This is a genomic window from Bacillus sp. 2B09, from assembly GCF_003946835.1.
Taxonomy (GTDB): Bacteria; Bacillota; Bacilli; order Bacillales; family Bacillaceae; genus Bacillus; species Bacillus altitudinis.
This window is the reverse complement of the sequence record NZ_RPSG01000004.1, coordinates 74,066-96,700: the sequence shown is the minus strand read 5'-3', so window position 1 is coordinate 96,700 and position 22,635 is coordinate 74,066. Positions and strand designations below refer to the sequence as shown.

The 22,635-nt window shown below is 42.7% G+C and carries 21 protein-coding genes, 1 other RNA gene and 2 other annotated features; of the genes, 16 read left to right on the top strand and 6 right to left on the bottom strand.

What is annotated here, in order from left to right; genetic code table 11:
* Window positions 1-65: 65 nt before the first annotated feature.
* Entirely contained in the window at window positions 66-1,622 is a 1,557-nt protein-coding gene (locus EBQ12_RS09990; RefSeq protein ID WP_430384049.1) for an N-acetylmuramoyl-L-alanine amidase family protein, read from the bottom strand.
* A gap of 161 nt (window positions 1,623-1,783) precedes the next feature.
* Between EBQ12_RS09990 and EBQ12_RS19365 the strand changes: the two genes are divergently transcribed.
* From EBQ12_RS19365 to EBQ12_RS09970, 5 genes are all read left to right on the top strand, one after another.
* Window positions 1,784-1,954, top strand: a complete 171-nt coding sequence (locus EBQ12_RS19365; RefSeq protein WP_003216250.1) for a YrzK family protein — start codon at window positions 1,784-1,786, stop codon at window positions 1,952-1,954.
* A gap of 58 nt (window positions 1,955-2,012) precedes the next feature.
* Window positions 2,013-2,252, top strand: a binding site (T-box leader).
* A gap of 73 nt (window positions 2,253-2,325) precedes the next feature.
* A complete protein-coding gene (hisS, locus tag EBQ12_RS09985) occupies window positions 2,326-3,600 on the top strand; it encodes a histidine--tRNA ligase (protein WP_008342721.1) in 1,275 nt (424 codons plus the stop codon).
* Between the two features lie 18 nt (window positions 3,601-3,618).
* On the top strand, window positions 3,619-5,397 hold the full coding sequence (aspS, locus tag EBQ12_RS09980) for an aspartate--tRNA ligase (protein ID WP_026050119.1): 1,779 nt from the start codon (window positions 3,619-3,621) through the stop codon (window positions 5,395-5,397).
* A 77-nt stretch (window positions 5,398-5,474) separates the two neighbouring features.
* Window positions 5,475-5,655: non-coding RNA, 6S RNA (ssrS, locus tag EBQ12_RS09975), on the top strand.
* A 92-nt stretch (window positions 5,656-5,747) separates the two neighbouring features.
* Window positions 5,748-6,512, top strand: coding sequence for a tRNA threonylcarbamoyladenosine dehydratase (locus tag EBQ12_RS09970; RefSeq protein ID WP_008342718.1), 765 nt, complete (start codon window positions 5,748-5,750; stop codon window positions 6,510-6,512).
* 32 nt (window positions 6,513-6,544) lie between these two features.
* Here EBQ12_RS09970 and EBQ12_RS09965 read toward each other — a convergent pair whose 3' ends face one another.
* Complete coding sequence (locus tag EBQ12_RS09965) at window positions 6,545-7,810, bottom strand: replication-associated recombination protein A (RefSeq protein WP_125589872.1); 1,266 nt, start codon at window positions 7,808-7,810, stop codon at window positions 6,545-6,547.
* Window positions 7,811-8,017: 207 nt separating this feature from the next.
* On the opposite strand from EBQ12_RS09965, the gene cymR reads away from it, so the two are divergent.
* The 8 genes from cymR (at window position 8,018) to EBQ12_RS09925 (ending at window position 15,032) form a co-directional block, all read left to right on the top strand.
* Window positions 8,018-8,437 (top strand): cysteine metabolism transcriptional regulator CymR, encoded by a 420-nt coding sequence (gene cymR / locus EBQ12_RS09960; RefSeq protein WP_008342713.1) that lies wholly within the window; start codon window positions 8,018-8,020, stop codon window positions 8,435-8,437.
* Window positions 8,438-8,455: 18 nt separating this feature from the next.
* Window positions 8,456-9,598: a cysteine desulfurase family protein gene (locus tag EBQ12_RS09955; protein ID WP_125589870.1), complete on the top strand. Its 1,143-nt coding sequence runs from the start codon at window positions 8,456-8,458 to the stop codon at window positions 9,596-9,598.
* A 94-nt stretch (window positions 9,599-9,692) separates the two neighbouring features.
* Window positions 9,693-10,811: a tRNA 2-thiouridine(34) synthase MnmA gene (gene mnmA / locus EBQ12_RS09950; RefSeq protein ID WP_008342709.1), complete on the top strand. Its 1,119-nt coding sequence runs from the start codon at window positions 9,693-9,695 to the stop codon at window positions 10,809-10,811.
* A 61-nt stretch (window positions 10,812-10,872) separates the two neighbouring features.
* Window positions 10,873-11,526 carry a tetratricopeptide repeat protein gene (locus EBQ12_RS09945; RefSeq protein ID WP_125589868.1) on the top strand — a complete coding sequence of 218 codons (654 nt, stop codon included), beginning with the start codon at window positions 10,873-10,875 and terminating at the stop codon, window positions 11,524-11,526.
* A 19-nt stretch (window positions 11,527-11,545) separates the two neighbouring features.
* Window positions 11,546-13,930, top strand: a complete 2,385-nt coding sequence (gene recD2, locus EBQ12_RS09940; RefSeq protein ID WP_125589866.1) for an SF1B family DNA helicase RecD2 — start codon at window positions 11,546-11,548, stop codon at window positions 13,928-13,930.
* A 286-nt stretch (window positions 13,931-14,216) separates the two neighbouring features.
* Entirely contained in the window at window positions 14,217-14,675 is a 459-nt protein-coding gene (locus EBQ12_RS09935; RefSeq protein ID WP_125589864.1) for a PRC-barrel domain-containing protein, read from the top strand.
* A gap of 13 nt (window positions 14,676-14,688) precedes the next feature.
* Window positions 14,689-14,880 (top strand): hypothetical protein, encoded by a 192-nt coding sequence (locus EBQ12_RS09930; RefSeq protein WP_003216308.1) that lies wholly within the window; start codon window positions 14,689-14,691, stop codon window positions 14,878-14,880.
* Window positions 14,881-14,900: 20 nt separating this feature from the next.
* Entirely contained in the window at window positions 14,901-15,032 is a 132-nt protein-coding gene (locus tag EBQ12_RS09925) for a YrzQ family protein (RefSeq protein WP_008342695.1), read from the top strand.
* Window positions 15,033-15,070: 38 nt separating this feature from the next.
* On the opposite strand, the gene EBQ12_RS09920 is transcribed toward EBQ12_RS09925, so the two are convergent.
* The 4 genes from EBQ12_RS09920 to EBQ12_RS09905 all read right to left on the bottom strand — a co-directional run bounded on the left by EBQ12_RS09920 (window position 15,071) and on the right by EBQ12_RS09905 (window position 18,023).
* Window positions 15,071-15,721: an amino acid ABC transporter permease gene (locus EBQ12_RS09920; protein ID WP_008342693.1), complete on the bottom strand. Its 651-nt coding sequence runs from the start codon at window positions 15,719-15,721 to the stop codon at window positions 15,071-15,073.
* 15 nt (window positions 15,722-15,736) lie between these two features.
* Window positions 15,737-16,390 carry an amino acid ABC transporter permease gene (locus tag EBQ12_RS09915; RefSeq protein WP_007501460.1) on the bottom strand — a complete coding sequence of 218 codons (654 nt, stop codon included), beginning with the start codon at window positions 16,388-16,390 and terminating at the stop codon, window positions 15,737-15,739.
* Window positions 16,391-16,470: 80 nt separating this feature from the next.
* Window positions 16,471-17,280 (bottom strand): transporter substrate-binding domain-containing protein, encoded by an 810-nt coding sequence (locus EBQ12_RS09910; RefSeq protein WP_008342689.1) that lies wholly within the window; start codon window positions 17,278-17,280, stop codon window positions 16,471-16,473.
* Window positions 17,281-17,294: 14 nt separating this feature from the next.
* Window positions 17,295-18,023, bottom strand: a complete 729-nt coding sequence (locus EBQ12_RS09905; RefSeq protein WP_007501456.1) for an amino acid ABC transporter ATP-binding protein — start codon at window positions 18,021-18,023, stop codon at window positions 17,295-17,297.
* 225 nt (window positions 18,024-18,248) lie between these two features.
* Between EBQ12_RS09905 and EBQ12_RS09900 the strand changes: the two genes are divergently transcribed.
* The 3 genes from EBQ12_RS09900 (at window position 18,249) to EBQ12_RS09890 (ending at window position 22,635) form a co-directional block, all read left to right on the top strand.
* Complete coding sequence (locus EBQ12_RS09900) at window positions 18,249-19,313, top strand: AI-2E family transporter (protein WP_017358104.1); 1,065 nt, start codon at window positions 18,249-18,251, stop codon at window positions 19,311-19,313.
* Window positions 19,314-19,356: 43 nt separating this feature from the next.
* Window positions 19,357-19,564 (top strand) — a binding site (T-box leader).
* 78 nt (window positions 19,565-19,642) lie between these two features.
* Window positions 19,643-22,279, top strand: a complete 2,637-nt coding sequence (gene alaS / locus EBQ12_RS09895) for an alanine--tRNA ligase (RefSeq protein ID WP_125589862.1) — start codon at window positions 19,643-19,645, stop codon at window positions 22,277-22,279.
* Between the two features lie 89 nt (window positions 22,280-22,368).
* On the top strand, window positions 22,369-22,635 hold the full coding sequence (locus EBQ12_RS09890) for an IreB family regulatory phosphoprotein (protein WP_024718370.1): 267 nt from the start codon (window positions 22,369-22,371) through the stop codon (window positions 22,633-22,635).

Below are 22,635 nucleotides of genomic sequence, written 5' to 3'. Positions count from 1 at the left end.
AGAGTTTGTTTAGAGTCTTTTTCTTTTGCGATCAAACAAAAAAGAGGCGCATCGGCCTCTTTTTTCTATCGGAAATATTGTTTTAATCCTTCTGTCATTCCTTCTGTCACTCGTTCTTGGTAAGAGGCGCTATAAATGATCGCTTCTTCTTGAGGATTGCTTAAATAGCCGAGTTCATATAAAAGGGAAGGGCGCTTGTTTTCCCTTAAAACAAAATAATCTCCAAATTTGACTCCTTTATCAGGGATCTGTGATCGTTTTGCGACTTCAGTATGAACGCTTGTCGCCAGACGTTGATCTTTGGATGCCTGATAATAATATGCGGTGCTCCCTCTGATACTTGGGTCCATAAAGCTATCATAATGAAGACTAATAAATGCATCTGCATTTCGGTAATGTGAAGTGGCAACCCTCGATTGAAGGCTGATGAATGTATCATCACTTCTTGTTAAATAGACATTTGCTCCAGAAGCTCTTAACTTACCCGCCAGCAAATGAGCGGTTTTGATCGTGATATTCTTTTCAAATGCACCGTCTGCGCCGATCGTGCCGCTGTCTTTTCCGCCATGGCCAGGATCAAGCACAATTGTTTTGCCTTTTAAAGATCCAGTGCCAGACGATGAATCCTGCTGAGGTCTTGGTGCTTCGCTGCTATTTTTCTTTGTTTGAACGACCCAGCTCGCCACATAGCCTGTTCCGCCGTTTGATAATGTCACCTCGTACCAGTCACCTTGTGTACGAACAATTTGATAAGCAGCTCCTTTTGTTCCTCTTTCTGCAATACCAGCAGAGGTAGAAGCGCTTTTTCTAATATTCGTTCCATCATAAACAATGTACGCTTTCTGATGAGATGACGAAGAGGATGAATTCTTTTCAGGTGCTGAACTTGTTCCTTGGCTTGAGACAATATAATAACTTGCAACCCAGCCTTTAACGCCTTTTGCTTCGATTTCATACCAGCCATTTTGCTCCCGTAAAATGGTGACTTGAGTGTTACGGGAAAGTGAAGCGGCCACTTGTGCGTTTGGTGCCGCCGATTTACGAACATTCAAGCTTGATACGCCAACTGTGCCGGACTGTTTAGAACGAGCGGGCTCAGCTGAACTGGATGAAGAAGCGTTTTGTCCGCCAGAAATATAATCAGAGTGGACCCAGCCTTCCGCTTGTTTGTACGATATTTTTGTCCATTCGCCGCTTGTGTCCAGCTTTTTAGCGGAAGCGCCCTGAGGGAAAGTGCCAATGACTTGATAGGAAGTCCCTGGGCCTGTCCGAATGCGAAGGTCAGAGGCTGTTGACGTAATCGAACTGCTTCCTTGCGTACTTTGACCTTGCGTCTTTTGCTTAGCAGGCTTTTGTGCATCAGATGACTTGGTAATCAGCCATGAGACGACCCAGCCTTTTTGTCCGTTCGATAGCCCGATCTGTACCCATTCTCCTTGTTCAGTGAGAATGGGATAGCTTTCTCCTCGTTTCACAACTGCTGCGATCCCGTAGCTTAAACCAGGTCCGGTTCGCACATTGATTTCATCTGTTGCAACGACAGCTTGATCTGTTTGAGCCGTCGCATGTGTCATTGGCCAAGTGCTGGCAATAAGGATAAAACAGGTGAGCAGCAACATCATGTGATGGTGTGTTTTCAGATTCAAAACGGTGTTTTCCCCTCCCTTGTAAAACCGATGAATGTTAATTCGTTATGTAATGGATGAATTCCTTGCAGTTTCCCTAATAAAAATGAATCAATCTGTTTATACTAGATAAAAATGTGATAAAAGGATGTACAAACATGAGATTAAGCAGAAAATTAGGACGAGTGCAATATAATGGACATCGTGATATCGATCGCTGGCAGCACGACGAAATGGATCAACCAGGCTTCCTTGAAGAAACGGCATCTGAATACGGATGCACGTCAAAAGAAGAGCTGGAAAAGAAAAAGAGGCACGGCAAGGGTTGACAGAGTGGCAGCACCGACCTTATTATAATATAAATCAACACACTTGAAAATTTAAAATGTGGAACTGATGATAGAGAATAGTAGGGTAAATTGCGTGAGCAGAGAGGAATCGCCTTAGGCTGAAAGCGAATCCGCATGGCATTTATCACGAAAGAACACTCTGTAGGTTTCCTGCTGAACACTCAAAAAATGAGTCATTAGGCGGAGAACGTGAATCTGCGTTAAGGATTTGAGCGGGAACATGGCTAGATCATGTTCCAACTAGGGTGGCACCACGGGTATAACTCTCGTCCCTACTATACACATAGTAGAGGCGGGGGTTTTTTATATGTCCACATAAAAAATGAATGATGGTCGTAGGAGGACGAAAAATGAGTTTTAATATTCCAAGAGGCACACAGGATATTTTACCGGGAGAATCAGAACGCTGGCAGTATGTTGAACAAATTGCGAGAGATACATGTGCAGCCTTTCAATACAAAGAGATTCGCACACCGATTTTTGAGCATACGGAACTGTTTGCACGAGGAGTAGGCGAGTCAACAGATATCGTTCAAAAAGAGATGTACACATTTGAAGACAAAAAAGGACGTAGCATCACACTTCGCCCAGAAGGAACAGCTTCAACTGTCCGTTCTTATGTTGAAAATAAACTGTTTGCACAGCCTGCACAGCCTACAAAGCTGTACTACATTGGACCAATGTTCCGCTATGAGCGTCCGCAAACGGGAAGATATCGTCAATTTTATCAATTCGGAATTGAAGCGATCGGTTCAAAAGATCCTGCCATTGATGCAGAGGTCATTTCATTAGCGATGAGTGTGTATGAGAAAGCGGGTCTTTCCAACTTAAAACTCGTCATTAACAGCCTTGGTGACAAAGAAAGCCGTGCTGATTACCGCCAAGCACTTGTCGAGCATTTTGAACCAAGAATTGATGAATTCTGTCACGACTGCCAAATTCGTTTACATCAAAATCCATTACGTATTCTTGATTGTAAAAAGGACCGCGACCACGAACTGATGGCAACGGCACCATCCATTCAAGATTACTTAAATGAAGAATCACGGACTTATTTTGAAAAAGTAAAACAATACTTAACCGATCTAGGCATTGAATATGTCGTCGATCCGAACTTAGTGCGCGGTCTTGATTATTACAATCACACAGCCTTTGAGATTATGAGTAATGCAGAAGGCTTTGGGGCAATCACAACATTAGCCGGCGGCGGCCGTTATGATGGACTTGTTGAAGGAATTGGCGGTCCTGAATCACCAGGTATCGGCTTTGCGATGAGTATTGAACGTTTCCTATCAGCGATTGATGCAGAGAAGATTGAGCTTCCTGTTCAAGACGGCATTGATTTATACATTGCGGCATTAGGAGATCAAGCAAAAGATTATGCTGTTGGCTTATTGAATCGCCTAAGAAAAGAAGGCATTTCAAGTGAAATGGACTATACAGGGAAAAAGCTAAAAGCACAATTTAAAGCGGCAGACCGCTTGAAAGCCAAGTTTATTGCAGTTCTTGGTGAAGATGAGCTGGCGCAGCAAATTGTAAATGTAAAAGATACGACAACGGGTGAACAAATTGAAGTGAAGCTTGATGAGCTGATTCAAATGATGAAAGCCCACCAGAAAGCGTAAAGAAGGAGTGGAATGTTTGTGTTTGGTAGAACTTTTTATTGTGGAGAAGTAACAGAAGACCAAATCGGTCAAACCGTTGTATTAAAAGGATGGGTACAAAAACGTCGTGACCTTGGCGGATTAATCTTTATTGACCTGCGTGATCGTACAGGCATTGTGCAAGTTGTCTTTCATCCAGACCAATCAAAAGAGGCGCTTGAGACAGCAGAATCGATTCGGAATGAATATGTCCTTGATATTAAAGGGACAGTGGTCGCAAGAGAAGAAGCCACGATCAACCCAAATTTAAAAACAGGCAAAATTGAAATTCAAGTCGACACGGTCACTGTTTTAAATGAAGCCAAGACGCCTCCATTTGTGATTTCTGATCAAGCAGATGAGGTATCAGAAGATGTGCGCTTAAAATACCGCTACCTAGATCTTCGCCGTCCTGCGATGTTTGAAACGATGAAAATGCGACATGAAGTCACAAAAGCATTCCGCCATTTCTTAGATGATCACGGCTTTCTAGACATTGAAACGCCAATTTTAACAAAAAGTACGCCAGAAGGTGCACGTGACTATCTTGTGCCAAGCCGTGTACACGAAGGAGAATTCTATGCGCTGCCGCAGTCTCCGCAATTATTTAAGCAATTGCTCATGGTGTCTGGGATGGACCGCTACTATCAAATCGCTCGCTGCTTTAGAGATGAAGACTTACGTGCTGACCGTCAGCCGGAATTTACACAAGTCGATATTGAAATGTCCTTTATGAGTCAAGAAGACATCATGACGCTTGCTGAAGAGATGATGGCAAAGGTGATGAAAGATGTCAAAGGTGTTGACCTGACATTGCCATTACCTCGTATGACGTATGATGAAGCGATGAATTCCTATGGTTCTGACAAGCCAGATACCCGATTTGACATGAAGCTTGTCAACATTTCAGACACGGTAAAAGACTCAGATTTCAAAGTCTTCAGCGGTGCTGTAAACAATGGTGGAGCTGTCAAAGCCATTAATGTCAAAGGGGCTGCAGCAAACTATTCAAGAAAAGACATCGATGCACTTGGTGCATTTGCAGCGAACTATGGTGCAAAAGGTCTTGCTTGGCTAAAAGCTGAAGGGACAGAGTTAAAAGGACCAATCGCTAAATTCTTTGATGAGTCAAAACAAGCAGAATTAAAAGAACAGCTTCAAGTTGAAGAAGGCGACCTTTTACTCTTTGTTGCAGATAAGACGTCTGTTGTCCATGATGCGCTTGGCGCACTTCGTTTAAAACTTGGCAAAGAGCTTAAACTCATCGATGAGTCTGTCTTCAATTTCTTATGGGTTGTCGATTGGCCGCTGCTTGAAAAAGATGAAGAAGAAGGCCGCTTCTATGCTGCCCACCATCCTTTCACAATGCCAGTTCGGGATGATCTTGAATTAATTGAAACAAGTCCAGAAGATATGAAAGCTCAAGCGTATGATCTTGTGCTGAACGGCTATGAGCTTGGCGGAGGTTCTATTCGTATTTTTGAAAAGGACATTCAAGAGAAAATGTTTGGTTTACTTGGCTTTTCTAAAGAAGAAGCGTACGATCAGTTCGGCTTCCTTCTTGATGCATTTGAGCATGGTGTGCCTCCGCACGGCGGAATTGCGCTTGGACTTGACCGCTTAGTGATGCTGCTTGCCGGCCGATCTAACCTAAGAGATACCATTGCGTTTCCGAAAACGGCAAGTGCAAGCTGTGTTCTCACAGATGCTCCTGGCACTGTAAGCGCAGCGCAGCTAGATGAACTGAGTTTGGCGATTAAAACAAAAGTAAAACAGTAAAATAGGCGCATGTTTATAGGCATGTAAACGCTTGTAAAAGGGACATGCCTATGATATGCTTTCATCAACCAATAAATAAAGTCCTGATACGTACGGTGGTTACCTAGTTTTGACCGAACATTTTTTTCTACGGGAGCTTGCCTTTCCTTTCTGCATAAATGCCTCTTCTGAGGACTTATAAAGTGAGGAAGAAAGCACCCACCTGCATGGTGCGGGGTTCAAAACGAAGGAAAAGCTGGCGGCGTGATCGGGACTTTTTGTGTTTTTTTTCTATTTGAGAAGGATGACGGAGAACGCTGAATATGATATGATTCTTTCGATTCATTTTAAATAAAGGTGGAGTGAGGCACTTGTTACATCAGTTTTCAAGAAACGAGCTTGCCATTGGCAAGGAAGGCTTAAATATATTAAAAAACAGTACAGTTGCAGTGCTTGGAGTAGGCGGCGTAGGTTCTTTTGCAGTAGAAGCCCTTGCTCGTTCAGGTGTTGGCCGTATTGTTCTTGTTGATAAAGATGATATTGATATTACAAATGTAAATAGGCAGCTGCCAGCTTTGCTATCAACGGTTGGTCAGCCTAAAGTTGACTTAATGCAGGCAAGAATTGCTGACATTAACCCAGAATGTGAAGTTGTTGCGCTCAAAATGTTCTATACAGAAGAAACATATGAACAATTCTTTGAGTATCCACTTGATTATGTCATTGATGCATCAGATACAATTCATTATAAAATTCATTTAATGAAAGAGTGCCTGAAACGCGATGTGAACATTATTTCGAGTATGGGTGCTGCAAATAAAACAGATCCGACACGTTTTAAAATTGATGACATCTCGAAAACACATACAGACCCAATTGCGAAAGTCGTAAGAACACGCCTGCGGAAGGAAGGCATTCGTAAGGGAATTGAAGTTATTTTCTCTGATGAAAGTCCGATTGTCATTCGTGAAGATGTGAGAAAAGAAGTGGGAAATGATGAAGCGAAAATTCGTAAGGCTCAAATGCCGCCGTCATCCAATGCGTTTGTTCCATCTGTGGCTGGACTGATCATGGGTGGTCATGTCATTATGAAACTGTTAAAAGACATTCCGATTACACGTGTGAAAGATAAATAAACAGCCCGCCTGCTTAGAGCAGGGGGCTTTTTTTATTTTTGCCGTCTTAAATTTTCGTACACTTGCTTTAGTGCACCTTCAAATTTTCCAGTTTGCTTTGGTTCATAATATTGCTTGTTTTTCAGCGGGTCAGGTAAATATTGCTGCTTCACCCAGCCATTTTCATAATCGTGCGGATATAAGTAATCGGCGCCTCTTCCAAGTGCAGCTGCCCCTTTATAGTGGGCATCTTTTAAATGAACGGGAACTTCACCAATTTTCCCCGTGCGAATATCATGCAGTGCCGCATCAATCGCTTGGTAAGCGGAGTTTGACTTTGGAGAAAGACACAGTTCAATCACGGCATTAGCGAGTGGAATTCGTGCTTCTGGGAAACCAACTCTCTCAGCTGTTTGAACAGCGCTTAACACACGTGGCCCTGCCTGCGGGCTGGCTAAGCCAATATCTTCATAAGCCATCACAAGTAATCGTCTCGAAATGCTTTCAAGGTCTCCCGCTTCAATGAGTCTTGCAAGGTAATGCAGCGCAGCATCTGCGTCAGATCCTCTGATGGATTTTTGAAAAGCCGAGAGGACATCATAATGGGCATCACCGTTTTTATCATGCGAGAAGCTCTTTTTTTGTAAACATTCTTCTGCTGCAGCTAGAGTGATCGTGATCTGTCCAGATTCATCCGCTTTTGTCGATAAGACGGCTAGTTCAAGCGCATTTAAAGCGGAACGCACATCTCCTCCGCATCCATTGGCAAAATGATTCATCGCTTCATCGTCAACTGTCACCTCATAACCGCCAAGTCCGCGATGCTCATCCTGTAAGGCTCTTGTTAACGCAGCTTTAATTTGCTCTGTTTCCAGCGGCTTCAGCTCAAATATTTGTGTCCGGCTACGGATGGCTGGGTTGATCGCATGATACGGATTAGCTGTTGTCGCGCCAATTAAAATGATCATGCCATTTTCTAAATACGGAAGAAGGAAATCCTGCTTCCCTTTATCGAGTCTGTGGACTTCGTCTAAAATCAAGATGACCTGACCACTCATTTTCGCTTCAGCGGCGACAGCTTCCATATCTTTTTTGTTATGAATCACCGCATTCAATGTACGGAAGGCAATGCTTGTACTGCCAGCGATTGCAGTTGCAATGGATGTTTTGCCGATTCCCGGCGGTCCGTATAAAATCATCGAGGACAAATGTTTCGCCTCGACCATTCGTCTAATAATTTGACCTTCTCCAACGAGATGCTCCTGCCCAATAATGTCTCCAATATGACTTGGGCGCATCCGATACGCTAAAGGTTTCATGATTATCTCTCCTAAAGCAATGTCTTGTTTGTATAGAGTACCGAAATTTCTTCAAATAGAAAAGGGATGCGTCCTCGTTTTGAGCTCAGAACCCGCAAATGAAAGTTGGCTAAAAGTATGATATAATTGCTTTTGGTCTATATAAGCGTATATGAAATCAGAAAAATAATTGATGACATAGAAATAGAAAACGCAGAGGTGTTTAACTTGAAAATTTCTACTAAAGGCAGATATGGTCTGACGATCATGATCGAATTAGCCAAAAAACATGGCGAAGGCCCTACATCATTAAAATCAATCGCTCAAAACAATGATTTGTCTGAGCATTATTTAGAGCAGCTTGTATCACCACTTCGCAATGCACGTCTTGTGAAAAGTATCCGTGGAGCGTATGGCGGCTATGTGCTTGCCCATGAGCCAAACGAGATTACAGCCGGTGATATTATTCGAGTATTAGAAGGACCTATTAGTCCTGTTGAAGTGATCGAAAACGAAGAGCCGGCAAAGCGTGCACTTTGGATTCGTATTCGTGATGCAGTAAAAGACGTACTAGACAATACAACTCTTGAAGACTTAGCAAGCTATAAAGATGATGAGGATCAAGAGGCGTATATGTTCTATATTTAGATCAGAGGTGTACCGGAAATGGAACGTATCTATTTAGATCATGCAGCCACAACGCCGATGGATCAGCGAATTGTGGACAAGATGATGCCTTACTTTACAGAGATATTTGGCAATCCCTCTAGTATTCATTCATATGGGCGCGAGGCAAGAAAGTGGCTCGATGAAGCAAGGGAAGTCATTGCAGGAGAATTACACTGTAAGCAGCAGGAGATCATCCTCACAAGCGGGGGAACAGAGGCAGACAACTTGGCCATTACAGGTGTGGCAATGGCAAGGCAGCATGAAGGAAAACATATCATCACAACAAAAACTGAGCATCATGCAGTGCTGCATACATGCGAACGCATAGAGAAGCTTGGTTTTGATGTGACGTATTTAGATGTGGATCACACTGGATTGATTCATCTTGATCAATTAAAACAAGCACTAAGAGACGATACAATTCTTGTGACCATCATGTATGGCAATAATGAAACGGGTGTGATTCAGCCAATCAAAGAAATTGGTCAACTTTTACACGAACACACTGCTTATTTTCATACAGACGCAGTACAGGCATTTGGGACAATATCAATTGATGTCACAGAACTTCATATCGACCTCTTATCTGCGTCCGGTCATAAACTAAATGGCCCGATGGGAACAGGCTTTTTATACGTCAATGAGCGTGTAAAACTTTCTCCGCAGCTATTCGGAGGAGAACAAGAAAGAAAACGCCGTGCTGGCACTGAAAATGTGGCGGGAATCATTGGGCTTGCAGAAGCAGTTCAATTAACAAAGCAAAATAGAAGAGAAAAAGCAGTGCATTATGGTAAGCTCAAAGAAGCGATGCTGCAAGTATTCGAAGAGGAATCACTCAATTTCTCTATCAATGGACATCCGAAAGAGACATTGCCGCATATTTTAAATGTCCACTTCCCGGGCGTTTCTATTGAATCGTTACTTGTGAACTTAGATATGGAAGGGATTGCTGTTTCAAGCGGGTCAGCATGTACGGCTGGATCTGTCCTTCCTTCGCACGTATTAAGCGCCATGTATGGTGAAGAAGCAAAAGAGCTGACATCCTCAGTCAGAATAAGCTTCGGTCTTGGAAATGAAGAGGAACATGTGAAGCAGGCGGCGCATAAGATAGCGGCTGTCGTGAAACGCCTAGCCAAATAAATGCTCCCTTTTGTTCGTGTGTGAAAAATGAAACAGCTAGGCACCTGAAGAACGAAACGCGCACGTTGTTTCATTGAAATTGGAGTTGATGAAGATGACAAAAAGACCTGAAGACACAAGAGTTGTGGTCGGTATGTCCGGAGGCGTCGATTCATCAGTTGCTGCGCTCATGTTAAAGGAGCAAGGCTATGATGTGATCGGCATATTTATGAAAAACTGGGATGACACAGATGAAAATGGTGTATGTACAGCAACGGAGGACTATGAGGATGTCATTCGTGTTTGTAACCAGATTGGAATCCCATATTATGCAGTGAATTTCGAGAAACAGTATTGGGACAAAGTGTTTCAATATTTTCTTGATGAATATAAAGCAGGCAGAACGCCGAACCCAGATGTCATGTGTAACAAAGAAATTAAGTTCAAAGCATTTCTTGAGCATGCATTGTCGCTTGGAGCGGATTATTTGGCAACAGGCCACTATGCCCGTGTCGACAGAACCGGCGATGAAGTCAAAATGCTAAGAGGTCTTGATACAAACAAAGACCAAACTTATTTCTTGAATCAGCTGACTCAAGAACAGCTTGATAAAGTGTTGTTCCCAATCGGCGATTTAGAGAAAAAAAGAGTGCGTGAATTAGCGAAAGAAGCAGAGCTCGCAACAGCAACGAAAAAAGATTCTACGGGCATCTGCTTTATTGGGGAAAGAAACTTTAAAACGTTCCTTAGCCAATATTTGCCTGCACAGCCCGGTGTGATGCAGACAATGGACGGAGAAGTAAAAGGTGAACATGATGGACTCATGTATTACACGATCGGTCAACGCCAAGGACTTGGCATTGGCGGAAGCGGTGATCCGTGGTTTGTTGTTGGGAAGGACTTAGAGAAAAATATCTTATTTGTTGAACAAGGCTTCCACAATCCGCTTTTATACTCTGAAAGTATTTCAGCTGTTAACATCAGCTGGACGCGTCCTCATATTGTCGGCGAAAACGGTGAACTCACATGCACAGCGAAATTCCGATACCGTCAAGAAGACCATCATGTAAAAGTCAAAATGACAGGTGAGCAGGAAGCAATGGTGATCTTTGATGAACCCGTTCGTGCTGTCACTCCAGGACAAGCTGTTGTTTTTTATGATGGCGAAGAATGTCTTGGCGGCGGGACCATTGACGATGTCTTTAAAGATGGCCAAAAGCTGTCGTATGTGTAACATGTGTTAAAAACCTCAACGTCGCTGTTGAGGTTTTTTAATGAAAGGATGAAGAGAGCGAATGAATCATAACGAAATCGGTATTGAAGCTTTAAATCAAGGGAACATCGAACAGGCAGCTGAAGCTTTTACGAAAGCCATTGAAGAAAGCCCAAAGGACCCGGTTCCATATATTAACTTTGCGAATTTACTTTCAAGTGTTCATGAATTTGAACGTTCATTGAACTTCTTTCAAAAAGCCATTGAACTTGATCATACAGCAGCTGCAGCTTATTATGGGGCAGGAAATGTCTACACGATGAAAGAAGACTTTATGAAAGCGAAAGACTATTTTGAGCAAGCGCTACAAGCTGGAATGGAAAACAGTGATTTGTTTTATATGTTAGGGCAGACACTGATGAAATTAGAGCAGCCGAAGCTTGCGATGCCTTATCTTCAGCGTGCAGTTGAGCTAAACGAAGAAGATAACGAAGCAAGATTTCAATTTGGCATGTGCTTAGCGAATGAACATCTGCTGGAGGAAGCGGTCGCAGTCTTTACTGAAGTGATTACGCGAGATCCGCAGCATGCAGACGCCTTTTATAATGCAGGCGTTGCGTATGCGTATTTAGAGAAAAAGGACGAAGCGCTTGAAATGCTAGGAAAAGCCATTGACGTGCAGCCTGATCATATGCTTGCATTGCATGCGCAAATGCTAATTCAAGAGGCAGAATAACCGGAAGGAGGGAAGACCTGTGCAGGAACATCCAGATCAAATGAAGCTTGAAGACGAACCGTTTTTAAAAGGGACGGTTCAAGCCGTTATTTTCCATAACGAAAGTAATTTATACTCGGTGTTAAAAGTAAAAGTGATTGAAACATCAGAGAATTTAGAGGAAAAAACAGCATCTGTCACAGGCTACTTCCCAGCGCTTCATGAGGAGGAAACCTACACCTTCTATGGCAAGGTCACAAGTCATCCGAAGTTTGGCGAGCAGTTTCAAGCCACTCATTTTCAAAAGGAAGTCCCTACAACAAAACAAGGCATTATTCATTATCTCTCTAGTGACTTGTTTGAAGGGATTGGGAAAAAGACGGCGGAAGAAATCGTCGGCAAGTTAGGCAATCAGACGCTTCATCAAATTATGCGTGATCCGTCTGTGTTGTATGACGTCCCTCGCCTGTCAAAAAAGAAGGCAGATAAGCTGGCTGCCGCACTTCAGGAGCATCAAGGGCTTGAGCAAATCATGATCAGCCTGAATCAATATGGCTTTGGTCCTCAGCTTAGTATGAAGATTTACCAAGCGTACGAGAGTGAAACGTTGCAGAAAATTGAAGAAAATCCTTATCAGCTCGTCAAAGACGTCGAGGGGATTGGATTTATTAAAGCAGATGAACTCGGCGCTAGAACAGGGATATCTGGAAATGATCCAGAACGCATTCGTGCAGCCCTTTTGTATACCGTTGAGACAGCAAGCCTGCAAGACGGTCATACGTACATACAAACGAAAGATCTGATCATCGAAACCCGTAAACTACTGAATCAAACCGGCAATGACTACAAAGTGACTGAAATGGACGTTGCCAATCAGATCATTGCACTTGGTGAAGGGAAAGACATGATCATTGAAGATGAGCGCTGTTATCATCCGTCGCTCTTTTATGCGGAGCAAAGTGTGGCAAAACGCATTCAAAAAATTGTCGCTCAAACGGAATATGCAGATCAATTTCCTGAATCAGAATTTCTGCTCGCACTCGGTGAACTGGAGGAACGGCTGGGTGTCCAGTATGCACCAACCCAAAAAGAAGCCATTCAAAAGGCACTCATGTCTCCAATGCTGCTTTTAACAGGCGGACCGGGTACAGGGAAAACGACGGTCATTAAAGGGATTGTCGAGCTTTACAGCGATCTTCACGGCGTATCTCTTGACCCGGGTGATTATAAAAAAGATGAAGCATTTCCGTTCGTGCTTGCCGCACCAACTGGACGTGCTGCGAAACGAATGACAGAATCCACTGGACTTCCTGCTGTGACCATTCACCGGCTGCTAGGCTGGAATGGATCAGAAGGCTTCTCACATGATGAAGACCAGCCGATTGAAGGAAAGCTTGTCATCATTGATGAATCGAGTATGCTGGATATTTGGCTGGCGAACCATTTGTTTAAGGCGATCCCAGATCATATTCAAGTCATTATGGTTGGAGACGAACATCAACTTCCATCTGTCGGACCTGGTCAAGTGTTAAGAGACCTGCTTGCGTCACAAGCTATACCGGCAGTTACATTAACTGATATTTACCGGCAGGCAGACGGTTCAACAATTGTTGAGCTTGCGCATGATATGAAAAATGGTGTATTGCCAAAGGATATTACTGCACGCTCGAAGGATCGATCCTTTATTCAGTGCTCTAGTGACCAAATGAAAGAAGTCATCGAGAAAGTGGTCAGCAATGCTGCTCAAAAGGGGTATTCAGCAAAGGACATTCAAGTACTTGCCCCGATGTATAAAGGAAAAGCAGGCATTAATGAACTGAATAAAATGCTCCAGCAAATTTTGAATCCTAAAAAGCCAAAAGGAAGAGAAATTCCATTTGGTGATGTCGTCTACCGGACAGGTGATAAGGTACTTCAGCTTGTCAATCAGCCCGAGAATAACATTTTTAATGGAGATATTGGCGAAATTGTCTCGATCTTTTATGCGAAAGAAAACACGGAAAAAGAAGATATGGCGGTCATCTCCTTTGATGGAAATGAAATCACGTTTACGAAAAAAGATTTTCATCAATTTACACACGCTTATTGTTGCTCGATTCATAAATCCCAGGGCAGTGAATTCCCAATCGTGGTGCTGCCAGTCGTGAGAAGTTATTATCGAATGCTTCGAAGAAATTTGCTTTACACGGCCATTACACGAAGTAAAAAGTTTTTAATTTTGTGCGGCGAGGAATCAGCATTAGAGTGGGGCGTAAAAAATAATGAAGACTCCCTCAGACAAACGTCTTTAACCATGCGTCTTACTGAAACGGAAGAAGTCATGGATGCTGAACTAGCAGCCCTCCAAAAAGAACTTCCTTTCAGCGTACACGATGCCAATATTGGCATGGAGGGAATCACTCCGTTTGATTTTATGCAAGAGTAAATGGCTTCCATGGAAGCCATCATATTGTTAAACAAAGGGCTAAAATGAACTTGATTTTAGCCCTTTGTTTTTTTTCAGCGTGAAAGAAAACCTTTGCAGCCCTAGGAAGGACGAGTACTGGCGCGGAGCGAATTTGACATTCGTGAGCACCAGCACGCAGGACTGACAAAGAATGCGAGGGTTTGTCTACACGCTGATGGCTTCCTTCATGGAAGCCATTTCTTCGTATGAGTCATAGAGGAAACGCACACGATAAGACTGTTCCGAAAAGGTGGTTGATCACATTTTGAGAACATGTCGAGAGCTTGAAGGACTGACGATCTATACAGACGAGCTGTCTCATTCACTTGGGGCGATCAAAGATATTTGCTTTTTAGCCGGCGGCAGCTGCGGGGGATATATTTTAGATGGGAAAAAGAAAGACTGTGCTTTCATTCCATTCTCTGCTGGCGACAAACTGACAGACAAAGGTCTATATGTGAGCTGCCAGAAGGGCATCGAGATAGATACCTCCGCCCCATCCTTCTTCTTTTCGAAATTAAAAAAGAAAATGATCCGCACGCCAGATGGTGAAACATTAGGTGTTTTGGAAGATGTATACTTTTGCATGAATTCGGGCACAATCGTAGCATATGAACTCTCGGACGGCTTCTTTACAGAGCTATCAGGGATTCGAAAGCAGCTGCATGCTGCCGGAACCTTGATGGATGTTCAAAAGGAAGCACTTGTTCTAAACCGAACGTAAAGAGGTGCTGAATATGCTCATTTGCCCAAATTGCAAATGTAAAGACATCGGAAAAATTGGGGTCAATCAATATTATTGCTGGGGCTGTTTTATTGAATTGACATTGTCAAAAGGCAAAATATCTACTCACCAAGTGGAGGAAGACGGTACACTAAGCAGTTTAGACGACCTGTTTAGTGACGATGAACGTTCAATTCAACTATAAGTGTTAAGGGGGAATTTCGAATGGGCAAAATGACTTCTTCACTATTAACGCTTGGTGCAGGTGCACTCGCATATCACTTTGCAAGTCGATATGATATGCCATCTAAGCGGGATATGAAAAAGATGAGAAAACGAGTTATGCGAATGCTTTAAACAAAAAGGGACATCCACCATGAGCGGATGTCCTTTTTTTATGCCTGCCTGTACTCTAATCTCCGTGCAAGTATAGACAAGCTGAAGTTCACAACAAAATACATCATGGCCGCCAAGAGGAAAATAGGAAGTAAATAAGATTGGCTTTGACCATTTAAAATCTGCGCGTGATGCAATAACTCTGGAAGGGCAATCACAACGGCAAGCGATGTATCTTTTAAAAGAGAAATAAATTGACTGACAATCGGCGGGACCATTCGGCGTAACGCCTGTGGCATGATAATCATTTTTAACGTTTGAATATACGTTAAACCAGAGGACCTGGCCGCTTCGATTTGTCCTTTATCAATTGATTTTAATCCACTACGAATAATTTCTGACAGCATGGCGGATTCAAACACGGTTAAAGCCGCAATGGCAGAGGCCGTAATGCTCAGCTTAATACCGATTTCAGGCAGGGCGAAATACGTAAAAAAGATGATCAGCAAAAGCGGCAGGTTCCGAACGGTTTCAACAATGACCGCAAGCACCTTTGATAAAATAGGGATTTGTGCGAACCTCAATGTGCCAACGACTAATCCGATGATAAAGCTTAAAATGATGGAGATAAAAGCCACTTTTAAGGTGACAGCAAATCCTTCAAGTAAAAAGGCGAGATGATCGGGCTGGTAGGCACCTATAAAATCCATTGTGTTTCCTCCTTTCTAGTGGCTTCGGGCTAATCTTTTTTCTAAATAACCAACGCCTAGACTAAGCGGAATGGTCAATAGAAGATAGAACATGGCAACAAAGATGTATACATCAAATGTCACAAACGTTCTCGAAGCGATAAGGTCTCCTTGGTACATCAGATCAAACCCTGCAATGACACCTAAAATAGACGAGTTTTTCACAAGGTTGATAAATTGATTCCCAAGTGGTGGAATGACAATTTTGATGGCCTGCGGCAGAATAATATATCGCATCGTTCCGCCATAGGACAGACCAGAAGCTCTAGCAGCTTCCATTTGTCCAAGCGGTACAGCTTGTATACCTGCACGAATGGCTTCAGCGATAAAAGCAGACGTATAAATGGAGAGGGCAATGGTTCCTGCTGTAAAGCCATCTGCCACAATGCCAAGTACCGGTAAACCAAAAAAGAACACAAAGGTGATCAATAATAACGGAATATTCCGAATAAATTCCACATAAGCCGTCCCTAACCAGTTGAGCGGCCTTAGTGGCGCAATTCTCATGATGGCAATGAGTGTACCGATGAAAAAGCTTCCAATCAACGCAATGACACTTGCACCAATCGTATATTTAAACCCTTCTAAATAAAGATGGAAGTTCTCAGTTAAAATGGAAAACCGCAGCAATCAGTTCACTTCCTTCCTAATCAACAGAGGAGCCGGCAAGCGGCTCTCCTGAGGGTGTTGAGGTTGATCGAGTCAATTGATTATTCTTTGATCCATTTTTTATGAATCTTGTCATACTCTCCATTGTCTTTTAATGCCTTTAACGCTTTATTAATGGCTTCTGTCAATTCTTCATCGCCTTTTTTCACAGCGATGCCATAAGGCTCATCGGTAAATGTTCCACCAACGACTTCATAATTTGAATCTTCGTCTGCCATGCCAAATAAAATTGCATTATCAGTTGTCAGAACTTGCCCTTGATTTGATTTTAAGGCTGTAAAGGCTTCTTGGTAATTTTCAAATTCTAAAACGGATGCTTCTGGTGCTTTTTCGCGAATGTTTTGAGAAGAAGTGGACCCTTTCACTGCAAGCACCTTCGTACCTTTTTTTAGATCATCAATCGATTGAATGTCGCTGCCTTTTTTCACAAGCAGTGATTGTCCTGCTTCAAAGTAAACATCTGAGAAATTGACCTCTTTTTTACGCTCTTCTGTGATCGTCATTGTGGCAACAATGGCATGAATATCTCCTTTTTGCAGTAAAGGAATTCTTGTTTTAGATGTCACTTCTTTAAATTCTGCTTTTCCTTCATCACCGAGCATTTCTTTAGTGATCGCTTTTGCGATATCGATATCAAACCCTTCAATATCCCCGCTACTAGGATTTTTTAGACCAAATAAACGAGTATCGTTTTTCACACCGAAAACGATTTTTTTGTCTTTCTTAATGGCTTCTAATGAGCTGCCTTGTTTTGCATCGGTTGAGCCTTTCTCGGCAGAGCCGCAGGCAGCGAGAGCGATCATACAGCAAGTCATCAACAGTAATAGGCCAAAGCGTTTCATTTTTTTCATCAAATTCATTCCCCCTAGTGATTTAAAATACGGCTTAAAAAGAGCTGAGCGCGTTTCTCGCGCGGTTTTTCATAAAAGGCAGCTGGTGTAGATTCTTCAAGAATTCTTCCTTCATCAATAAACACAATACGGTCTGCGACTTCACGGGCAAACCCCATCTCGTGCGTGACAACGACCATTGTCATTCCTTCCCTTGCCAGCTGTTTCATCACATCTAGCACCTCACCGATCATCTCTGGATCAAGAGCTGATGTTGGTTCATCGAAAAGCATGACCTCAGGTTTCATTGCAAGTCCCCTTGCGATTGCCACACGCTGCTGCTGTCCTCCTGAGAGTCTAGAAGGGTAGGTGTCTGCTTTTTCAGGAATGCCAACTTTATTTAAATAAAATTCAGCTGTTTCCTTTGCTTCTTCTTTGCTCACTTTTTTAACCTTCATCGGCGCAAGCATAATGTTTTCAAGCACCGTCTTATGCGGATAAAGATGGAAGTGCTGAAACACCATCCCGATATTTTGCCTGATGAGATTGATGTTGGTTTTCGGATGCTGAACAGACACTTGATTGACAAGGACTTTTCCTTCATCAATGCTTTCAAGACGATTGATACACCTGAGCATCGTGCTTTTTCCAGATCCTGAAGGACCGATGATCACAACAACCTCACCTTTTTGAATATGTAGGTTAATGTCCTTAAGTACATGGAACTGGCCGTAATGCTTGTTGACTTCTTCGAATGTGATCATGAAGAACCTCCTCTTCTAATGATTGAGCTAAAGCGGATTCTAGCATAAATGAGGCGAAAATAAGAAAATAATGGAATATTTTCTAACGAGATTTTTACAGCAAACAGTGACTTTGGATGGAGCCGTATGTTTCATGTGTATTCATTTTTAACAAAGTTAGGACAAATTTTATTTACATGGATAATTGCAGAAGTTGGTTAAACAATAAGAAGAGAGGTGAAAAAGGTGAAGAAACGTCCGATCGAGTTTCTAATATATGCTGCAGGTGTACTGCTTGTCCTTGCGTCTTTACTCATTTTGGTTCAGCTCGACGAGTTATGGATGCCTATTTTTTTATTGCTCAAAGCGGTTTTGATCCCGCTTCTAATCGCTATTTTTATTTCTTATCTTCTTTATCCAATTGTTGAAAGACTACATAAGCGAGGTTTGCCGAGGACGGTCAGTCTCTTATTGATATATGTGCTGTTTTTTGGCGGCATTGGTTTGGCTGTGTATAAAGGGGCACCGGTTTTAATCGCTCAGTTAAATGAATTGTCGGAGCAAATTCCCATGCTTGCCGAAACGTATAATGGTGCTTTATCACATGTTCATCGTCATACAAGCCACTGGCCTGATGGACTGCATGAACGGCTGGATCGTTTTATTGTCCAATCTGAGACGTATGCCGCAAATGGGGCAGAGCGGATGATTCTAAGCTGTAAAGTATTGCTTGATTACGCCTTAGTTGCTGCACTTATTCCTTTTCTTGTCTTTTATATGGTGAAAGATATGAACACGATGAAGCGGGCAGCATGGTATTTAACCCCGCCAAGCTTTCGAAAAAGGGGACATGCCTTTGTGAAAGCAGTGGATGACTCACTTGGGGATTATATTAGAGGGCAATTGCTTGTCTGTTCTTTAATTGGGGGAGCTGCTGCCATTGTTCTTTGGCTGTTTCATATTCCATATCCGCTTGTACTAGGTATGTTAATCGGCGCAACGAATGTCATTCCGTATTTTGGCCCGATTATTGGAGCGATCCCAGCTGTCTTTATCGCTTTTACCATCTCAGTGAAGTCAGTGATCATTGTGCTAATTACAGTAGCCGTGCTTCAATTTTTAGAAAGCAATGTACTGAGTCCGATCATTGTCGGGAGAAGCCTGCATATGCATCCTGTCGTGATCATGCTGGTGTTACTCGCTGGAGGTGAGCTGTTTGGCTTGATTGGAATGATTTTAGCCGTACCGTCCGCAGCCATTATGAGGGTCATTATTGTGCAATATATTCACATGAGACGAAGCGTTCATTGACAAGACGAGCCGAGTTGTCTATAATAATTTCGATTCATACATATTGAATTCAATGACGGACCCGAGTACGTTAAAAAGCTGTTGCAGAGAGAGGCTTTGTTTGCTGAGAAAAGCCTTATCAGACCTTTAACGGAAGCTAGTCCCGAGTGCAGATAAACACTGCCGCTCTCTTCCGGCGTTATCGGATGTGAAGGTGATAGACGCATATGTCTATAATCAGGGTGGTACCGCGAGAGCATCTCGTCCCTGTGTAAGTAGTTTTTTGCTTGCATAGGGCGGGATGTTTTTTCGTTTGTGTGAAGATTGAGAATAAAAAGGGAGGATTTATGATGAAAACTTTAACTTCAGCTCAAGTACGTCAAATGTTTTTAGATTTTTTTAAAGAAAAAGGACATGCTGTCGAACCGAGTGCGTCCCTCGTACCGCATGACGATCCAACACTTTTATGGATTAACAGCGGGGTGGCAACATTAAAGAAATACTTCGATGGCCGCGTCGTGCCTGAGAATCCACGTATTTGCAACGCACAAAAATCAATTCGTACAAATGACATTGAAAATGTAGGGAAAACAGCACGCCATCATACGTTTTTTGAAATGCTGGGCAACTTCTCTATTGGAGACTATTTCAAAGAAGAGGCAATCGAATGGGCTTGGGAATTCCTCACAAGTGACGAGTGGATTGGCTTTGATCCGAATCTGTTATCTGTCACGGTACATCCAGAGGATGAAGAAGCGTATGTTCTTTGGAGAGATAAAATGGGTGTCCCTGAGGAACGAATTATTCGTCTTGAGGGCAACTTCTGGGATATTGGCGAGGGGCCAAGTGGTCCGAATACAGAAATTTTCTATGATCGCGGCGAAGCATATGGCAACGACATGAACGACCCTGAATTATATCCAGGCGGAGAAAATGAACGTTATCTAGAAGTATGGAATCTTGTTTTTTCTGAATTTAACCATAATCCAGATGGTACATACACACCGCTTCCGAAGAAAAACATTGATACAGGAATGGGTCTTGAGCGTATGGTCTCTGTTATTCAAAACGTACCGACGAACTTTGATACAGACCTGTTCATGCCGATTATTCGTGCAGTAGAAACGATTTCTGGAGAAAGCTATGGGGAGTCAAAAGAAAAAGACACAGCATTTAAAGTCATTGCTGACCATATTCGTACTGTTGCCTTTGCCGTCAGTGACGGAGCACTTCCTTCTAATGAAGGCCGAGGTTATGTGTTAAGACGTTTGCTGCGCCGTGCTGTGCGTTATGCAAAAACGATCCATATCCACCGTCCATTTATGTATGACCTAGTTCCAGTTGTTGCGGAGATCATGAAGGATTTCTATCCAGATGTTCAAGCAAAAGAAGAATTTATTGCAAAAGTGATCAAAAATGAAGAAGAGCGTTTCCATGAGACACTGAATGAAGGGTTAGCCATTTTATCAGAAGTGATCAAAAAAGAACGAGACAATGGCAGCTCACAAATTTCCGGTAAAGATGTGTTTAAGCTTTATGACACATATGGATTCCCGGTCGAACTCACGGAAGAATATGCAGAAGATGAGAACATGACAGTCGATCGTGAAGGCTTCCAGCTAGAAATGGAGAAGCAGCGTGAACGTGCAAGAAATGCCAGACAAGATGTAGGTAGTATGCAGGTTCAAGGAGGGGCTTTAGGCGATATTAAAGCAGAAAGTACGTTTGTGGGCTACGAAAATTTAACTGCAGATGCTCGTGTTATCGAATTGCTTCAAAACGGTGAAATTGTCACAGAAGCTCACGAAGGGGAAACGGTGCAAATTTTATTAGATGAAACACCTTTCTATGCGGAAAGCGGCGGACAAGTGGCGGATAAAGGAACGTTAAAAAGTGCCGAAGCGATCATTGATATCAAAGATGTGAAAAAGGCGCCAAACGGCCAGCATGTCCACGAAGGAGTCGTCGTAAGTGGTACGGTTCAAAAAGGCATTGAAGTCACTGCAGAAGTCGAATCAGCGCTTCGAAAAGGCATTGTGAAAAATCACACAGCGACACATCTTTTGCACCAAGCGCTAAAAGATGTATTGGGCAGCCACGTTAACCAAGCCGGTTCACTTGTGAATGAAAACAGACTTCGCTTTGACTTTTCTCACTTTGGACAAGTAACGAAAGAAGAATTGTCACAAATTGAAAAAATCGTCAACGAAAAGATTTGGGAAGGCATTTCGGTTGCCATTGACCTGAAACCAATTGCTGAAGCAAAAGAAATGGGTGCAATGGCGCTGTTTGGCGAGAAGTATGGCGATATTGTCCGTGTGGTGCAAGTGGGTGATTACAGCATCGAGTTATGCGGAGGCTGTCACGTTCAAAACACTGCGGAGATCGGATTGTTTAAAATTGCATCTGAATCGGGTATTGGTGCTGGAACACGCCGTATTGAGGCTGTAACAGGTAAAGGTGCTTATGAAGAATTAAATGATCAGCTTGCGATTTTAGAAAAGGCAGCTAATGAACTGAAATCAAATACAAAAGATGTACCAAAACGCATCGCTTCCTTGCAGGCTGATTTAAAAGAAGTTCAAAGAGAAAACGAATCACTTCTTGCGAAATTAAGTCAAGCAGAAGCTGGCTCTATTTTGGAAAAAGTTATCGAAGTTGGCGGAGTGAACGTGTTAACTGAAAAAGTAAACGCCAAAGACATGAACCATTTAAGAACGATGGTTGATGAATTAAAAGCGAAATTAGGTTCAGCTGTCATCGTACTTGGTGCCGTTCAAAATGGAAAAGTCAACATTTCAGCCGGTGTGACAAAAGACGTCATTGAAAAAGGTCTTCATGCAGGAAAACTTGTGAAGCAGGCAGCTGAAATTTGCGGCGGAGGCGGAGGCGGACGCCCAGATATGGCACAAGCAGGCGGGAAACAGCCAGAAAAGCTTGAAGAAGCACTGGCAACTGTCGAAGAATCTGTCAAATCCGTTTTATAATCAGTCAATGTAGTGTAGAATAATGGTATTAGATGAGCGGTTAGAAAAAAGCTTGCTAGTAGAATGTTGGAAGAGAGGTGCAAGAAGCAGTGAGTTCATTTGATAAGACAATGAAGTTTAACTTCTCTGATGATTCAGCTGAAACCAATGTGAATGAAGTGCTCATAACAGTTTATGACGCACTCCAAGAAAAAGGATACAACCCGATCAATCAAATTGTCGGATACTTGCTGTCAGGCGACCCTGCTTATATTCCAAGACATCAGGATGCACGCAACCTAATTCGTAAACTAGAACGAGACGAATTAATTGAGGAATTGGTTAAATCGTACTTAGAGACACATAAAGAGGCGTAA

Excerpts from the sequence above, each read along its gene's own strand:
- EBQ12_RS09990 (WP_430384049.1), bottom strand. The coding sequence starts at position 1,622 with ATGATGTTGCTGCTCACCTGTTTTATCCTTATTGCCAGCACTTGGCCA.
- EBQ12_RS19365 (WP_003216250.1), top strand. The coding sequence starts at position 1,784 with ATGAGATTAAGCAGAAAATTAGGACGAGTGCAATATAATGGACATCGT.
- hisS (WP_008342721.1), top strand. The coding sequence starts at position 2,326 with ATGAGTTTTAATATTCCAAGAGGCACACAGGATATTTTACCGGGAGAA.
- EBQ12_RS09965 (WP_125589872.1), bottom strand. The coding sequence starts at position 7,810 with ATGAAACCTTTAGCGTATCGGATGCGCCCAAGTCATATTGGAGACATT.
- EBQ12_RS09955 (WP_125589870.1), top strand. The coding sequence starts at position 8,456 with ATGGAACGTATCTATTTAGATCATGCAGCCACAACGCCGATGGATCAG.
- mnmA (WP_008342709.1), top strand. The coding sequence starts at position 9,693 with ATGACAAAAAGACCTGAAGACACAAGAGTTGTGGTCGGTATGTCCGGA.
- EBQ12_RS09945 (WP_125589868.1), top strand. The coding sequence starts at position 10,873 with ATGAATCATAACGAAATCGGTATTGAAGCTTTAAATCAAGGGAACATC.
- EBQ12_RS09930 (WP_003216308.1), top strand. The coding sequence starts at position 14,689 with ATGCTCATTTGCCCAAATTGCAAATGTAAAGACATCGGAAAAATTGGG.
- EBQ12_RS09925 (WP_008342695.1), top strand. The coding sequence starts at position 14,901 with ATGGGCAAAATGACTTCTTCACTATTAACGCTTGGTGCAGGTGCACTC.
- EBQ12_RS09920 (WP_008342693.1), bottom strand. The coding sequence starts at position 15,721 with ATGGATTTTATAGGTGCCTACCAGCCCGATCATCTCGCCTTTTTACTT.
- EBQ12_RS09910 (WP_008342689.1), bottom strand. The coding sequence starts at position 17,280 with ATGAAAAAAATGAAACGCTTTGGCCTATTACTGTTGATGACTTGCTGT.
- EBQ12_RS09905 (WP_007501456.1), bottom strand. The coding sequence starts at position 18,023 with ATGATCACATTCGAAGAAGTCAACAAGCATTACGGCCAGTTCCATGTA.
- alaS (WP_125589862.1), top strand. The coding sequence starts at position 19,643 with ATGAAAACTTTAACTTCAGCTCAAGTACGTCAAATGTTTTTAGATTTT.